Origin of the sequence: Companilactobacillus zhongbaensis (assembly GCF_003946515.1) — a bacterium.
GTDB lineage: Bacteria > Bacillota > Bacilli > Lactobacillales > Lactobacillaceae > Companilactobacillus > Companilactobacillus zhongbaensis.
Genome location: NZ_RHOM01000042.1, coordinates 1 through 14823 on the forward strand (window position 1 = coordinate 1; position 14823 = coordinate 14823).

14 protein-coding genes and 1 other annotated feature are annotated in these 14823 nt (G+C 39.4%); of the genes, 6 read left to right on the forward strand and 8 right to left on the reverse strand.

The window, feature by feature from the left end; translation table 11 throughout:
- Positions 1-173: 173 nt before the first annotated feature.
- The gene (locus EKM69_RS11190) at positions 174-518 is read right to left on the reverse strand and encodes a hypothetical protein (protein WP_125711111.1); all 345 of its coding nucleotides are present in this window, start codon (positions 516-518) and stop codon (positions 174-176) included.
- 580 nt (positions 519-1098) lie between these two features.
- Between EKM69_RS11190 and EKM69_RS12390 the strand changes: the two genes are divergently transcribed.
- On the forward strand, positions 1099-1263 hold the full coding sequence (locus EKM69_RS12390; RefSeq protein WP_164505934.1) for a hypothetical protein: 165 nt from the start codon (positions 1099-1101) through the stop codon (positions 1261-1263).
- A 50-nt stretch (positions 1264-1313) separates the two neighbouring features.
- On the opposite strand, the gene EKM69_RS11195 is transcribed toward EKM69_RS12390, so the two are convergent.
- The 3 genes from EKM69_RS11195 to EKM69_RS11205 all read right to left on the reverse strand — a co-directional run bounded on the left by EKM69_RS11195 (position 1314) and on the right by EKM69_RS11205 (position 4237).
- Positions 1314-2576 (reverse strand): NADPH-dependent oxidoreductase, encoded by a 1263-nt coding sequence (locus EKM69_RS11195; protein ID WP_125711113.1) that lies wholly within the window; start codon positions 2574-2576, stop codon positions 1314-1316.
- Positions 2577-2588: 12 nt separating this feature from the next.
- A complete protein-coding gene (locus EKM69_RS11200; protein ID WP_125711115.1) occupies positions 2589-3200 on the reverse strand; it encodes an NADPH-dependent FMN reductase in 612 nt (203 codons plus the stop codon).
- 107 nt (positions 3201-3307) lie between these two features.
- Positions 3308-4237 carry an FAD:protein FMN transferase gene (locus tag EKM69_RS11205; RefSeq protein WP_191988697.1) on the reverse strand — a complete coding sequence of 310 codons (930 nt, stop codon included), beginning with the start codon at positions 4235-4237 and terminating at the stop codon, positions 3308-3310.
- A gap of 162 nt (positions 4238-4399) precedes the next feature.
- On the opposite strand from EKM69_RS11205, the gene EKM69_RS11210 reads away from it, so the two are divergent.
- The 3 genes from EKM69_RS11210 (at position 4400) to asnA (ending at position 9218) form a co-directional block, all read left to right on the forward strand.
- Positions 4400-6244, forward strand: coding sequence for an FAD-binding protein (locus EKM69_RS11210; RefSeq protein WP_125711116.1), 1845 nt, complete (start codon positions 4400-4402; stop codon positions 6242-6244).
- Between the two features lie 655 nt (positions 6245-6899).
- Complete coding sequence (locus tag EKM69_RS11215) at positions 6900-7475, forward strand: TetR/AcrR family transcriptional regulator (protein ID WP_125711118.1); 576 nt, start codon at positions 6900-6902, stop codon at positions 7473-7475.
- A gap of 406 nt (positions 7476-7881) precedes the next feature.
- Positions 7882-8130 (forward strand) — a binding site (T-box leader).
- Between the two features lie 80 nt (positions 8131-8210).
- Positions 8211-9218: an aspartate--ammonia ligase gene (gene asnA, locus EKM69_RS11220; RefSeq protein ID WP_125711120.1), complete on the forward strand. Its 1008-nt coding sequence runs from the start codon at positions 8211-8213 to the stop codon at positions 9216-9218.
- Between the two features lie 448 nt (positions 9219-9666).
- Here asnA and EKM69_RS11225 read toward each other — a convergent pair whose 3' ends face one another.
- Positions 9667-10575 (reverse strand): hypothetical protein, encoded by a 909-nt coding sequence (locus tag EKM69_RS11225; RefSeq protein ID WP_125711122.1) that lies wholly within the window; start codon positions 10573-10575, stop codon positions 9667-9669.
- A gap of 178 nt (positions 10576-10753) precedes the next feature.
- The gene (locus EKM69_RS11230; protein WP_125711124.1) at positions 10754-11170 is read right to left on the reverse strand and encodes a hypothetical protein; all 417 of its coding nucleotides are present in this window, start codon (positions 11168-11170) and stop codon (positions 10754-10756) included.
- Between the two features lie 175 nt (positions 11171-11345).
- Here EKM69_RS11230 and EKM69_RS11235 point away from each other — a divergent pair, with 175 nt between their 5' ends.
- Complete coding sequence (locus EKM69_RS11235; RefSeq protein ID WP_125711126.1) at positions 11346-12044, forward strand: Bax inhibitor-1 family protein; 699 nt, start codon at positions 11346-11348, stop codon at positions 12042-12044.
- Between the two features lie 56 nt (positions 12045-12100).
- On the opposite strand, the gene EKM69_RS11240 is transcribed toward EKM69_RS11235, so the two are convergent.
- Together EKM69_RS11240 and EKM69_RS11245 are read right to left on the reverse strand one after the other, a co-directional pair.
- Positions 12101-12409 carry a thioredoxin family protein gene (locus tag EKM69_RS11240; protein ID WP_125711128.1) on the reverse strand — a complete coding sequence of 103 codons (309 nt, stop codon included), beginning with the start codon at positions 12407-12409 and terminating at the stop codon, positions 12101-12103.
- A gap of 75 nt (positions 12410-12484) precedes the next feature.
- Complete coding sequence (locus EKM69_RS11245) at positions 12485-13264, reverse strand: hypothetical protein (RefSeq protein ID WP_125711130.1); 780 nt, start codon at positions 13262-13264, stop codon at positions 12485-12487.
- Positions 13265-13488: 224 nt separating this feature from the next.
- Between EKM69_RS11245 and EKM69_RS11250 the strand changes: the two genes are divergently transcribed.
- Positions 13489-14655: a hypothetical protein gene (locus EKM69_RS11250; protein ID WP_125711132.1), complete on the forward strand. Its 1167-nt coding sequence runs from the start codon at positions 13489-13491 to the stop codon at positions 14653-14655.
- The last annotated feature ends 168 nt before the right edge of the window (positions 14656-14823 follow it).

Sequence of the window (14823 nt, forward strand, 5' to 3'; positions counted from 1 at the left end):
TTGAAGATGGGTTGGGTTTCTTTAAACTCCAACACCAGATCCAGCTTCTCTTGGACTGTATATTTACTTCTAGACATAAAAAAATCCCTTCATGAATATCAGATGAATTTATATTATTTCATCTGACAACCATAAAGGGATTATCGCAAAATTCAGTGAGCTGTTTTATTTTTTTAATATACAACGCTTCCGTCAACGTGAACATACAATGTATGACCAGCTTTGATCATGCCATTTTGAGCATCTTTCAAAGCAACGAATGTCCAATAACTGTTGCCATTTTCAGTTGGTGTGTAAGCTGTTGACTCCCAACCAGCATCACCATATTTATCAGATAAATAAGTTCTAGCTTGAGCAACACTCTTCAAATCAGTCTTAGCGCTCTTATTTGGCTTAGAAACTGTGGTAGTAGCATAAGCATCTTCAGAAACGCCTGAGTTGGCACTATTTACAGAAAATGCAACAGCAAACAATCCCAAAACTACCAAGACACCAGCAACTAACTTCTTAAAATTCATTTAAAATCCCCCGTACTTTTCAGAAAATATAAGTATTATAATAGACTGCATTTTTTGAAAAGTAAAGAGACTAATTTCTGAAAACGTTTTTTAAACACAGAGGGCGCAGCGAGGTTGGTCAGCTGCTGAGGATTTAGGGACTGTCGGCACCCAAGGTGCGGCAAAGCCGTGCCTGCCGCCAGTTTCTAAACCGGAGGCCGCTACCTCGCGGAGCCCGTTTTCAGATCCTTGAGGATAAAACATAAACACACTATCCAAATTGCAGCAAGTTTAGCTAACAATCATGGTTAGCACCCATTAAATACATGTAAATCAGCTCCACTACAACTTGTGTTAACCGGAGGCCGATGTGCTTCGGAGCGTGTTTCCACTATAAAATGGGCACGTTTGGTAGCTTTGAAGAGAACTTTGGTTCATCGGAAGTAAAGTTTGGCAATCTTAACACGGAGTTTGGTGATAATAAATAACAGTTTGGTAACCACGAAGTCTCCAAAACCCCCACCCCAAAATCCAAATACTACACATCCAAAAAAAATTCCCCTATAATTCAAACTAAACAAAAAAATACAAAGGTGAAAACATGAAAGATTCAAACCAACTAACCTACAACGAAAAAAAGCAAATAGCCAACCAATTCATCAAAACACGAGCAACCCTAGAAGATATCGACGAACTAGAAGATTTGATCGAGATCAGAAAGAAATCCCTAGTAGACTTCACTTGCGGCGATGGAAATTTAGAGTAAAAAAAATGCATTGAGAAGAAAAATCTCAATGCATTTTTTCGTAATTTTTATTAGCTTTCTGAAGCGCCTGAGTTTGCATCTACATCTACTGTTTCTGTAGCTGGTTCGTCAGCACTTTCGGAAGCTCCGGCACTAGCATCTGTATCTGCTGATGCACCTGCTTGAGAAGCTCCGGCGTTGGCGTCTACTTGGTTGTTAGGGTCATCTACTAGCATCTTACCTGTCATCTTGAGGTATGAACTAACGATTGGCCATAAGTCTAATACCCATTCGTTTACACCACGGTAGCTACCGTCTTCATCATGCATTGCTTTGTAATAGTGCATGACGTGTTTTGTAGCGTTGTTTCCTGGTACTGGCATTGATACTAAGTCTTTTTGGCCAGTACGCAATTGATGGATAACCCTCTTTACGTTAGGAATGGCACGTGGAGGGTGAACGTCTGTCATCTTGTCACCAACTTGATCTGGTGTTCTTGATGCCAACATCTTCTTGCCTTCCATTGTCTTGTTGTAATAGATGAATTGGTTGTTGTCGTCAACGTATGTCAATTCAATTGGCATGGTCTTTAGGAACCAGTTCAATTGGTCTACTGTTAACAAACCACGGTCTAATTTAACGTAAGCTTTGCCATCGACAGCATTAGTCTTAACAGCTGCTTGTTCGACCCAATCTTTAGCGTTCATATCAACATTAGTTACGGTTGTATCAACTGGATTGTTAGCTTCTAGGTCTTCTTGTTTCCAAGCATCGCTGTCTTCATTATCAACGTGGTTGATAACTTTAACGAACTTGAGGAATTTGTTAAGAGTTGATTGGATGAAGTCAATCGTACCCTTATCCTTTAGGTTGCCGTTTTCGTCGAAGGCTTCTTTGACGTTTCCTAGTAAGACTTCGTTACCAGGCAAGCAAATTGCGCCAACACCTGGTGATTCTAGGATCTGTCTTAAGTGCAATTGAGCTCTAGATGAACCTTGTGTGTAGTAACTTGCACCAACGATCCAAGTTGGTTTGCCTTCTAGTGGATGAATGCTATATGAAAGCCATTCGATCAAACTCTTCAAAGCTGCTGGAACTGTGTGGTTATGTTCTGGTGTAGCCAAGATCACACCGTCAGCACGTTTGATCTTGTTTGAAATGTATTGAAGTGCGTCACCGTCAGAGATGTCGTTGTCTTGGTTGAACATTGGAATGTCATTGATGTCCAAGATCTCAACATCTACTTGGTCGCTAAAATGTGTTGCGATAAATTTTAAAAGCATGCGGTTGTATGATTGTTCTGCAATCGAACCTGCAATACCAACTAATTTCATACTTGAATCCTCCTATTTGTTATCTTCCCAATTAAAGTTTCTTGCTTCTTCCATGTTAGCTGCAGTTGCGCCGCCTAATTGTTCGGAGATCCCTACGAACTTCAAAAAGTCTGCGAATAAGCCATCTAATTGTTTGATAGTATCTTTGTCTTTTAAGTTGCCATCGTCGTCAAAAGCTTGTAGTGAGTGACCTAGTAAAAATTCGGAACTAGGCATGATACGAGCTTTGATCTCTGGTGAATCTAAGATCTGACGTAATTGTGCTTGAGCACGTGATGAACCAAGTGAACCATATGATGCCCCTGTGATCATAACTGGCTTGTCAACAAATGGATGTTGTCCATATGATAACCAAGCGAGTGCACTTGATAGTGCTGCTGGGATCGAGTGATCGTATTCAGGTGTTCCTATGATAACACCGTCGGCTGCTTCGATCTTGTTAGCAAGCTCGATAGCATATTCAGGAACAGTCTTCTCAGGACTCTTCTTAAAAATTGGTAAGTCCTTGATCTCAGCTAATTCAATGTCAGCTTCGTCTTTAAAATGATTTTGCATGTACTTTAATAAATTACGGTTTGTTGAACTTTTTGAGTTGGAACCAACTATGGCGATAAACTTTTTCATTAAGTTATCCATCCTTTCAATCTTCGGTAAATATTCCTATATTATATATTTTAAATACATTCTTGTGATAAATCAATCAAAGTTTTTAAAACGGTTACATAATTTAGCTAAATAAGAGTGAATTTATCTCTCAATCCACTGGTAGTCTTGACTTCGTGGTCACGAGTAATAAAAATCGCTTCGATACCAGGTTCTTCCTCAATCAAGGCCATTCCTTTTTTGATGCCCTGATAAAATCCGATCGTCGACCAGATCTCACCGTCAACTGAACGGTCACTAACGATGGTCACGCTTGCTAAATTATTCGCAATCGGATATCCCGTCAGTGAATCGAACATGTGATGGTACTCTTTCCCATCAATAACGAGTTTCCGTTCATAAATGCCTGATGTTCCGATCGACTTAGCCGCCGTGTGCAAAATACCTAGCGGGACATTTCTTTTTTTAACGGGGTCTTGGATACCGATCTTCCACAACCGATCCGGTCGCAAACTCGGACCCACCAGCAAAATATTGCCACCAAGGTCAACGATGCCAGATTCAATGCCAGCTCGTTCCCAAAATTCCTTGACACGGTCGGCAATCCAGCCTTTAGCGATACCACCGAGGTCGATCTCCATGCCCTTTTCTTTCAAAAAAACTGAATGGTCTTGGTCGTTTAGTTCGATCTTCAACGGATCAATCACGCGCAGACGCTCCAAGATATCGCTATCTCGTGGCTTGTTTGCGCCTTTGAAACCGATCTTCCACAGCTTGACTAGTGGACCGATGGCAACGTTGAAGCCAAAATGCTTTTGACTAACACCAACGCCCGTCTTGATCAGGTCATAAGTGTCTTCAGCAACTGAAACTGGCTTGATCCCAGCGTTATGATTGATCGACATGACTTCTGATTCGTTGCGATTGACCGTCAGCTTATCCTCGTAGCGTTGGATCAAATGAAAGGCTGCATCCAGATCATCAGTCGTATTAGGCTCAGCCACGGACAGATTGACCACTGTTCCTAAGGCATAGTACTTCTTATTTATCATTCCCATTGGCAAGTCTTCCTAATTAAATTTTTTATATTTCACGTTTAATTTAACATATTACTTCAGCCTTGGTTAGGCTATTTGAGGACATTTTTCACAAATTGTTCAAATATGATTATATTTTTGAGTTATATTAATCTATGAGGAAATTTTTAAGGAGTGAAAAATATGTTTAAAAGTGTAAATTCCAACTGGGATGCAACTTACGATGTTGTCGTGCTCGGTTTTGGTGGTGCCGGTGCTACAGCTGCGCGTTTTGCAGCCGATAACGGCGCCAAAGTATTGATCGTTGATTCAGCTCCTGAAGGCCACGAAGGTGGTAACACAAGATATGCCGGTCAAGTTATCTCGACTGGTTCTGATCTCGATGATCTTCGCGATTATTACGATGATTTAGCAAAACCATTATCATATGACAAAGATTTGATGGAGACGTACGTTCAAGGTCTCTATGACATGCCTACTTTTTTAAAAAATTATTTAGGTGTTGAACCATTTATCATGACTGACCATCCTAAATCAGCTGTCTCCAAAGCTCTCGCATTCATGCGTCACGAGTACCCTGAGCTTCGCGGGCAAAAAACTCACGACTTAGTAGCCGTTCACGAAGGCGTGGCCGATTCTGCTTTGTGGAAAAACTTGCGTCAGCAAGTACTCGACCGTTCAGATAAAATCGATGTTTTGTACGAAACACCAGCCGAACACATTTACCAAGATCCTTACATCAAGTCAGTTATCGGTGTTGAGATCAAACGTGATGGCAAGTCATTAAATGTAAAAGCTAATAACGGTGTCGTCATGGCCACTGGTGGCTTCGAAAACAACCAAGAGATGATCGAAAACTATCTCGGCGAAACGAGTCTGAATCCGATCGGTTCTTTGTACAACAAAGGTATCGGTGTCAAGATGGCTCAAGATGTCGGTGCCAAGCTCTACAACATGGCAAACTATGAATCTTACGGCATTTTCCATGGCTTAACACCAAAGCCTGAAGCTGGTCAGCGTTCACAATTTCTTCCTTTCGACTGGCCTGCTTTCCACCAAGGCAGCTTGATGGTCGTCGGTGATGACGGAACTCGTTACTTCGACGAAAACGAAATGCACCGTCACGGTCACATCCAAAATCACGGCGAGTGGCGTATTCCTAATGCTCAATTGCACCCTTATGTCATTTTTGATGAGAAGAAATATCAAGAACTCAAAGCTGACAAAGTAGCACCTTATCCCGAATTTTTGAACTTGGTTGAAAAAGCCAAAGATCTCAAGGGACTAGCCAAGATCATGGGTGTTAAATCAAAGACTTTGAAGAACACGATCAAAGACTTCAATCGTTTTGCTAAAAAGCAATACGATGCAGCTTTCCATCGTGATGGCGACACCTTGACTGCTTTTGACAGTGACGGTCCTTATTACGCCATCGCCATGGTCCAAGGATTGTTGAATACTCAAGGTGGACCTGTCCACAATTCGAAGGCCGAAGTCTTAGATCCAGACAACAATGTCATCCCTCACCTATACGCTGCTGGAGAACTCGGTAGTTTGATGGGTAGAAAATACAACGGTGGTAGCAACTTGGCTGAGGACTTGATCTTCGGAAAAATCGCTGGTGAAAATGCGGCGACAGTTAAGGCGCAAGTTCAAGAACCAACTGATTCAACTGACGCTACTGCTGGTGCTAGTGAAAACTCCACTAACAACAATGGAACATTAGGTTCAGATGCTGTGGAGGAAAATTTTACAACAGCGAAAAACCAATTCATCGGTCGTTCCACAGCCGGAATGGGCAACGAGGTCGTCGTCCGCGTAACCGTTGGCGACAACAACAAAATCAAAGACGTCGAAGTGCTCAAGCAAAGCGAGTCGGAAGACTACGGGCAAAAAGCTATCGATGAGCTACCTAAGGCTATTGTGGCTCATAATGGTACTGATGTTGATTCTATTGCTGGGGCTTCTGCTTCTAGCCGTGCTGTCAAGGAAGCGGTTGATGATGCTTTGAAGCGGGCTGATGTTTAATAATATTTTTGAAGTCGAGCTTTTATTGAGTTCGGCTTTTTTTGTTTGGTGGAGGTTCATTGCCGGTTCTGCGGGGGTTCCGGAAATTGCGCTGTGGAACGCCATGGACCCACTTTGAACCAATCGAGCACAGCCCGCTCGCTTGTTTCAAAGCTGGGTCTTTCACTAAGCGGTAAACCGCTAAGTGAAATTTCATGGCTGACAGCGAATTTCCTCCACCCCCGCAGAACCTAAGGTAGTTTAAACATCATTTTTTGGGTGGGGATACGGTACTTATTTATTTTGTACAAAATTGCTGCTGTTTGGTTTTGCTTGTTTTACTTTTTTTCGTTCTAACGATTTTAGTTTCTCGATCTATCTGTTGAATTTTTGTTAGTGATATCATCGGTTGCTATATTTCTTTGCTTCGTTCACTTCTTGCAAATATTTGGGCTTATTTGATTAATTCTTTTATTTTCCTTTGTTTCTTTTATCAGAAAATTTTTTTATTTATTTTGGATTGATTGCTGTTAGTCTCTACCCTGCTTGGTTCTGGTATTTTTGTACCAAACCTGTCAAATATGACCATTAAAAAGTTTCTTTTCTCATTTTTTACAATGATATTTTTATATTTTTATATGTTAAAATTAATATGGAAAAAGAAGGGGGCTTGATTATGGCTGTTGATAAACGGATTGTTAAGACTGACAACGCCATTTTAGATGCATTTATTTCCTTGGCCCAAACTACGCCCCTTAAGAAGATTACTGTGACGGCTTTGGCTAAGGAAGCTGATATTAGTCGTAAGACTTTTTATGATCGTTATGCTAATTTGGATGAGTTGATCGATTCTTTGCAAAAGTATATGGCTCAGCGGTTTGAGGATTTGTTTATGTTGCCGATCAAGCACGAGCATATTCTTCGTGAAGATATTGTTATGGATTTTCTTGAATTCGCGGAAGATAATCAAAAATTATTGGCCATTTTGAAGCATGACTCGAATAATTTTCTTGCAGCTGCTATTAAACAAGAAGGTGATTCGATGGCCCGCTTTTTGGTTTCGGAACTTGATTTTTCTCCAGAGTCGGCCAAGACGATGGCACCATGGTTGATTACTTTTTACGTTGAAGGTTCCAACTATTTACTCGATAAATGGCTGTTCACCGAGAATGATCTGACTAAAGAAGATGTCACCCATTTATTCATGTTGCTTTACAAAGATTCAATTTTTATGATGCAAAAAAAGAGATAACGTTCAAACCCAGTATGACGTCATCTCTTTTTTATAAATGTATATAGAAGGAATTGAACCTTCATCTATCCCAATTAGGCTACTAGTAAAACACACCACAATTGGGTGGGAAACATGGATCCCAGAAAATCCATGGCATTACTGTTTTATCCATAGTAACAACTACGATCAGTATACTACACAGAGTCCGGTTATGTAACATTTTTTCAGCATTTTTTATAATTATGTTTATTATGTGATTTAAAAATTAATTTTGGAAAAATTTTTGAGAATTATTTGAACCGGAATTGCTTGTCCTAGTTGATGTTGGACTAGTTTAAAATGTGAGAATTATTAGCAAAAAAAGATTTTTTTTAATTTATTACTTTACAACTGAGAAAAAAATGCTAGTATAAATTACATCAAGACAAAGACGTGAAGAAAGAGGAGTAGGATTTTTCGATCTGACAGTGAATCGGGAATGGTGAGAACCCGACCAGATGAGATTTATCTGAAAAACACTTTCTAGTTTCTAGCCGAAATGAGTGATCAAATTAAGCTTAGACGTGAGACCGAGACGTTATCATTCGGTGGAGTATGTTAGTACTCTTATTAAGGTGGCTTACTTTAGGGTAAGCAAACTGGGTGGTACCGCGAAAAGTCTTTCGTCCCTTTTATAGGGATGGAAGGCTTTTTTTATTACCTTCTTTTCTATCAAACGTCATTGTTCAAAAATTTTAAAGGAGAGTTATCATTATGCATATTATTAAGCCAAAGGACTACCAACCAAAATTAACAACTAAACAAACACAAGCAGCAATTCGTTTCATCCGTGAAACATTCCAAGATGAATTCGGCAAAGAATTGAACTTGTCACGTATTTCTGCCCCAATGTTTCTTGAAAAGGACACTGGATTAAATGATAACCTTAACGGTGTTGAAAAACCCGTTTCCTTTGAAATGAAAGACATGCCAGGAAAAACTATCGAAATCGTTCACTCATTGGCTAAGTGGAAACGCTGGGCTTTGAAACATTACGACTTCCAACTTGGCGAAGGTCTATACACTAACATGAACGCCATTAGAAAAGACGAAGACCTCGACAACTTCCACTCTATCTATGTTGACCAATGGGACTGGGAAAAAGTTATTACTAAAGAAGATCGTACTAAGGAAACTTTGGAAGCTACTGTAAGAAAGATTTTTAAAGTTATTAAGCATATGGAACACGAAGTTTGGTATAAGTTCCCTGAAGCTGTTCATCACTTACCAGACGAGATCCACTTCGTAACTTCTCAAGAACTAGAAGACAGATGGCCTGACAAGACACCTAGAGAACGTGAAAACGCCATTGCTAAAGAATTAGGCTGTGTCTTCATCGAACAAATCGGTGGTGCCTTGAAGAGTGGTCAACCACATGACCTTCGTGCCCCTGACTACGATGATTGGAAACTAAACGGTGATATCATGTTCTGGTACGAACCTTTACAACAAGCTATCGAAATTTCATCAATGGGTGTTCGTGTTGACGCTAAGTCAATGATGGAACAACTTAAGGTCCGTGGCGAAGAAGCTAGACTTGAGTTGCCATACCACAAGATGATCATGAGCGAGGAGCTACCATTTACTATCGGTGGTGGTATTGGACAATCACGTTTGTGTATGTTGTTGCTTGGTAAGGCTCATGTTGGTGAGGTTCAAGCTAGTGTTTGGCCTGATGAGTATATTAAAGACTGTGCTAAATATAACATTCATATTTTGTAATATGTTTTTGGTTTAAGCTGCTGACTTTTTGTTGGTGGCTTTTTTGTTTTGATTTGTGTTGGATAGTGGTGGTAATTTGTGTGGTGGTTCACTGCCGGTTCCGGGGCGGGGCGCTATATGGGACTGGAACGCTGCGGACCCACTTTGAACCAATCGAGCACACCCCGCTCGCTTGTTTCAAAGCTGGGTCTTTCACTAAGCGGTAAACCGCTAAGTGAAATTTCGCGGCTGAGCCCATATAGCGCCCCGCCCCTCCACCTAAATAGTGCTAGCAATCATCCCTTTTTTGGGGGTGTGGCCGATTTTTATTGTGTAAATTGGCGATTTGTCCTGCCCTATTTTTTTCGGTCTATCTCAGGTTTCTTCCTGATGGTAAGTTCAAAAGCAAATACAAAAAGGAAGAATCCTCTTGTCATTTTTTGCTTTATTCTGGTCTTTTTCTACTTATTTAATTACTGCTTGTTTCTTTTTCATCTGTAAAATCCAGTTTGATTTGTTGGGAGCCTTTGTGGTGATCTAATACTTTTTGGACTGTGTATTCGCTTTTTATTATTTGGTCTTTGTCTAGGTATTGTCTTGTTTGTAGTTTTACTTTTAGTAAGTCTGTTGAGCCGAATTGGTCTAGGTTTTTTTCTACTGTTTTTAAAAACTGCTCGTCTGTTATGTTGGCGAAGAAGGTGTTGCTTCCGGAGGAGAATTTCCATTTGCCGTGTTCGAAAGCTACATTTATTATTTGTAGGTATACTTCATTTACTGTTGTGTCTAGATTGCTTTCTTTTACTTCCGGGACTTCGAATTTGTCGTAATCGTTCTTGGTTATCGTGATTGTTTGACTTTTTTCATGGTAAATTTCCATGCTGTCTATTCCGTCTTCTTTTAGTGGGGCTATCATATCTCTGGCATTCTTTCTGACTGTTACGTTTTGGTAGGCTTCTAATGATTTTGTGGGAATGATAATGGTTGATTCATCGTCTAGTGTGATCTTAATTGTGTCTCTTTCGACTTTTTCTTGCTTTTTTAGCTTTCTCTTGCCGACGAACTGGATGAATTTGATTAAGCCGATGAAGGTCGTGCCATAAGTTGTTAGGGCTAGGATGGCATTTGATCTGTCACTATTTAATAGCGATACTGCTTTGTGGAAAAAATCAGTTGCTAAGGCCATGTCAATAATGAATGACCCTTTACTCGTTGCTTTAACGTTTAAGGATATTTTTTCGTCTAAATTATTACTCATATCTTGGATGTTGGTAAATAACTCCGACAGCGCTAATAGTGATGGGCCTAAATCTCTGACGGGTATCGTATTGTTGTCTAATGATTTTCCGGAATATTTGATTTTGATATCGTAAGTGTCCATGGCAACTTCCTCCTTTCTTATTTAAATTACGTATTTGCACCTAGTTTTACTGCTGCAAAAAATATTTTACACAGATTATTTAGAAGTGGTTTAAATTAGGGTGAATTCCGTCATATAAGAAAAAAATCAGGACGTCTTCGACGTCCTGATCAGTTACTCAAGGTAGCTATTCTTTTTTCTATTGATTCATAAAATTAGTACTGTTAAATCTTAAACAATTACTCAAAAAATCGCCTTGATGCACTTGGTAATTTCCTTGACGGATCATATAGCAAGGTCTTTGGAAGATTTGATCTGATTGCATTGTTTCATTGTTTGTTCTTGCTTTTTGTTGCATTTGATACTGCTGATTTTGTTGCATTGTATCGTTGTTGATCCTTGCTTGCTGGTTCATTCGATACTGTTGACCTTGACCCATTTGGCCCCGTCTTTGGTTACCCTGGTGCATTCTTTGTCCTGTACCATCACAGCGGCCTGGTTGGTTGGCCATTCCTGAACCGTCGCATGGTCTTGCTGATGCTGTTGCTGGAGCTATTTGGATGGCTCCTATTGCTAATGTTGCGCTTAAAAATATGCTGTAAAAGAGTTTTTTCATTTCTAGCCCTCCTATGCAATTTTTTTGTTAGCTACCATCTTAAGTATATCAATTATCAGGCGATAACTCAGCTTGCTTTTTAAAGTTCACTTAAATATTGATATTAATCAATCACAATTAATGTTACATCAACTAAAATTTGTTATACTATTCAATACGAAAAAAGGAGGATTTCATGCAAACTATAGATCAAACTAAAGCCACTGGCTTGGCGCGTTTCACTTCTCTAGTGTACTTGTACACTGGACTAGGAGTTGCATTTTGGATGCTTGCTGCCAATGCGATGGCTCGTAATGCCGCATTCTCAAACATGGTTATGTCGGGAATGAGCAAGCACCCATTCATTTTCTCCATCGCTATTTTGGCAGTATCGATGGGCTTCATAACTATGGCAAGTCGTGCTGCAACTAAATCATACTTACTGACCTTTATCAGTTACGTATTCTTCTTAGCTGCACTAGCAATTTTCGGTTTACCGATTTTCTACTTGTATTCAGCCAAATCGATCATCCAAACTTTGACGGTAACATCAGTTATCTTCATCGTTGCTTCGGTCACCGGATTCGTAACGAAGAAGGACTTAACTTCTTGGGGTAGAACATTGATGATCGGACTAGTTTCCGTTATCGCCGTATCATTGATCAACATCTTGTTATTCAAGAGTTCAATGGTGGCCTTATTGGTAAACATCGCCGTTGTCATCGTCTTCTTGTTCTACATCGCCTTTGATGCTCAAAACATCAAACGCATTTATGCTCAAGCACAAAATTCAGAAAACTTGGGTGCGATTGCCCTAGTTGCTTCGATCAGCTTAGTATTAGACTTCATCAACATTTTCATCAGTCTCTTATCTATCTTTGGCGACAGCAACTAACAAACTTTTTAAAAAGCCGTGATGCAAACAATTTCGTTTGTACCACGGCTTTTTTGTTATAAATAATATTTTAAAATGTTGTCCAACTGCTCTTCATCTAAAAAGCCGGCCACAGCATATACCGCGGCTCCATCTTTTTCCACGACTAACGAAGGGGCTGAATAAACATCGTACTGCTTGATCACGTCAGTGTTATTGTCAGCATTGACTTGGTAAAAGTTAGCCCCATGATAATTCCGTGCAGCTTTTTCCAAGATCGGTTGTTGCGTGTAACACTGGGCACACCAGTCATTATTGAAACTGATCACGTTGACGCCAGAAAGCTTGCGCGTTGCATAATTTTCGCTCGTTAATTGCTCTAACATAATATCACCCTAATCTAACGGAATGATTTCATTGTAACAATCGCGAACCGATTTGATAAAAAATTTGATTTGGAATCAAGCATCCAACACATCGGAGATCCAATGGCCGAACTCGCCTGCTTGATGAATCTGCTGATTATGGACGACTTCTATCGGGATCAATTTAGGATATTCCATCAAAATTTTTACCTTAAAGCCATCACCTTCAGGCTTGAATTGATAACGAATAGCCCCAATGATCGTCTTATTGGAAAGGCGCATCGTACCCGCAATTTGAATAGGATAATCCTGGCTAGCTTCAGACTGCACCCCTTGCAGGTCATCATAGTGAATAAAATAATGTTGTGGCACAACGGTACCACCACTGATCTCAACGATCTCTTGAACATTTTCGCCCGACTTGCGAAAAATATAATGATCCGGTGAAGCATCTAGGTTTAACCGCATATTTAGGTCATTATTAGTCTGCATGATACTGAAGATCTTCTCAGCTACATCATCAGCCGACAGATCACTTTCAGGCACAAAGACCTCCGTCGTGCTAAAGCGCCTTTTTCCAGCAGACATCTTCTCCGCCACCATCAAAGCAGCATTACCCAGATCATATTTCGACTTCAAAGCCTCCCGCAGCTTATCCGGTTCGATCGTCAACTTCACCCGAGTGATCTCCTTATCGAGCGCATGAATATTTTTCGTCTTGATCCATTGCGAAACCTCATCTTGAAAGTGGATCCCATAAACATTAGTCAAAACCTTGTGAGCTCGGACCAACCGCTTAAATTCCCACTGCAAGATCCGCTCAAAAGAAACTTCCTTGTTATCAATTGTAAAAATCATTCGATCAGTTTTAAGCATGAACCCATCCCCCATGAAATCACAATTACTACAATTATTATTTAAGCACTAACTCCTCATGATGTAGCACCATTTACTCAAATTCTATCAAAAAAACTGCTGAAGAGTGAAAATTTCAATATTTTTTTCATAATAAATTTTAAAAATGATTTGCGAAATGATTTTTTATTCGTATGGTAAAATAATATCGTCATGTTGTTATTGGGATTTCTAGGGAGAAAGTAATGAAATTCCAACTTAAAGATTTAAAAAGCAAGAAGGCTATCGCGATTATTATCGTGGTAGTTGCAATTATCGCAGGATTTATGTTTTACCGTAATTACAAAGCTCAAGATTTTCTGAAGGATCTCAAAGTTGAATATACTGGTTACTCGGACAATGGGATGGCCGCGGTGACCGATGATGGTTCATTATCATCATTTAAAAAGGTAGCTAAGTACGAAGCTAAAAAAGCTCACTTCGATTCTTCCGCTGCCAAAACTGTTATCAATTCAGCAAGCACCGTGGACGAACTTAGTTCTGGTGAAATTTTTGATTCAATGAAACTTCAAGATCCTGTCGATGCAGAAGTTTATGCTCATCATATGGCGAACACAAACATTGAATTATCTAAAAAGACAAGATTGAAAAACGGCGACAAAATAACAGTTTCAATCAAAGATAATAGTGTTGACCCTTATTTTGACACAAAGACAAAGCAGTTAACTGTTAATGGAATTAAAAAAATCGATATAGTTTCAGTTCAAAGTTTTAAAAAGTATCTAACAATCACAGGTGGTGGAACCAATCATCACTCGACCGTTTACGTAGGTGTGAAAGACAACAGCAAACCAAAAGTCTCTCCTGAAGATGGAGCGTTATCAAAAGTTTTCAAGGTGACATATAATAAGCCATACTCAAATGGAGACAAATTTTCTGCTTATGAAAAGAAAATTGCTCATGTGCTGAATAATGAATATTCATATAGACACGGTATTAAATTTGTTGGACAACCAAATAAGAAGATTACCTTATCTGTTACAGGATTAGAGAATAATAAAAGAACTGCAAAAAATATACATGAGGTTAACCAAAAAATTCTTGATAAATACCAAGAAGAAAAAGACGATAGTGATCCAAATGATTTACACTTAGTAGGTGCAAATTGGGATCCTGATGAAAATGGATTAGCAATGATTTATAAAGTCAAAAGCAATGAGTATTACGTCTCAATCATCGTAGATCTTAAATTCAAAGATGGCATCTTAACTTACGATGATGAACCATTACAAGACAGTGATGACGCTTTTGACTATAGCCAATCGATACCATATAGTGACTCCTCATTAACGGATAAAAATTGGAAAACTGAATTGGATACTTCTGAAAGCACTATAGACTTTAATATTTAACTAAAAAGACGATTATCGCAAAATGCGATAATCCCTTTATGGTTGTCAGATGAAATAATATAAATTCATCTGATATTCATGAAGGGATTTTTTTATGTCTAGAAGTAAATATACAGTCCAAGAGAAGCTGGATCTGGTGTTGGAGTTTAAAGAAACCCAACCCATCTT

What these genes read in the sequence shown, in the direction of transcription:
- EKM69_RS11190 (WP_125711111.1), bottom strand. Translation starts at nt 518, where the DNA reads ATGAATTTTAAGAAGTTAGTTGCTGGTGTCTTGGTAGTTTTGGGATTG.
- EKM69_RS12390 (WP_164505934.1), top strand. Translation starts at nt 1,099, where the DNA reads ATGAAAGATTCAAACCAACTAACCTACAACGAAAAAAAGCAAATAGCC.
- EKM69_RS11195 (WP_125711113.1), bottom strand. Translation starts at nt 2,576, where the DNA reads ATGAAATTAGTTGGTATTGCAGGTTCGATTGCAGAACAATCATACAAC.
- EKM69_RS11200 (WP_125711115.1), bottom strand. Translation starts at nt 3,200, where the DNA reads ATGAAAAAGTTTATCGCCATAGTTGGTTCCAACTCAAAAAGTTCAACA.
- EKM69_RS11205 (WP_191988697.1), bottom strand. Translation starts at nt 4,237, where the DNA reads ATGGGAATGATAAATAAGAAGTACTATGCCTTAGGAACAGTGGTCAAT.
- EKM69_RS11210 (WP_125711116.1), top strand. Translation starts at nt 4,400, where the DNA reads ATGTTTAAAAGTGTAAATTCCAACTGGGATGCAACTTACGATGTTGTC.
- EKM69_RS11215 (WP_125711118.1), top strand. Translation starts at nt 6,900, where the DNA reads ATGGCTGTTGATAAACGGATTGTTAAGACTGACAACGCCATTTTAGAT.
- asnA (WP_125711120.1), top strand. Translation starts at nt 8,211, where the DNA reads ATGCATATTATTAAGCCAAAGGACTACCAACCAAAATTAACAACTAAA.
- EKM69_RS11225 (WP_125711122.1), bottom strand. Translation starts at nt 10,575, where the DNA reads ATGGACACTTACGATATCAAAATCAAATATTCCGGAAAATCATTAGAC.
- EKM69_RS11230 (WP_125711124.1), bottom strand. Translation starts at nt 11,170, where the DNA reads ATGAAAAAACTCTTTTACAGCATATTTTTAAGCGCAACATTAGCAATA.
- EKM69_RS11235 (WP_125711126.1), top strand. Translation starts at nt 11,346, where the DNA reads ATGCAAACTATAGATCAAACTAAAGCCACTGGCTTGGCGCGTTTCACT.
- EKM69_RS11240 (WP_125711128.1), bottom strand. Translation starts at nt 12,409, where the DNA reads ATGTTAGAGCAATTAACGAGCGAAAATTATGCAACGCGCAAGCTTTCT.
- EKM69_RS11245 (WP_125711130.1), bottom strand. Translation starts at nt 13,264, where the DNA reads ATGCTTAAAACTGATCGAATGATTTTTACAATTGATAACAAGGAAGTT.
- EKM69_RS11250 (WP_125711132.1), top strand. Translation starts at nt 13,489, where the DNA reads ATGAAATTCCAACTTAAAGATTTAAAAAGCAAGAAGGCTATCGCGATT.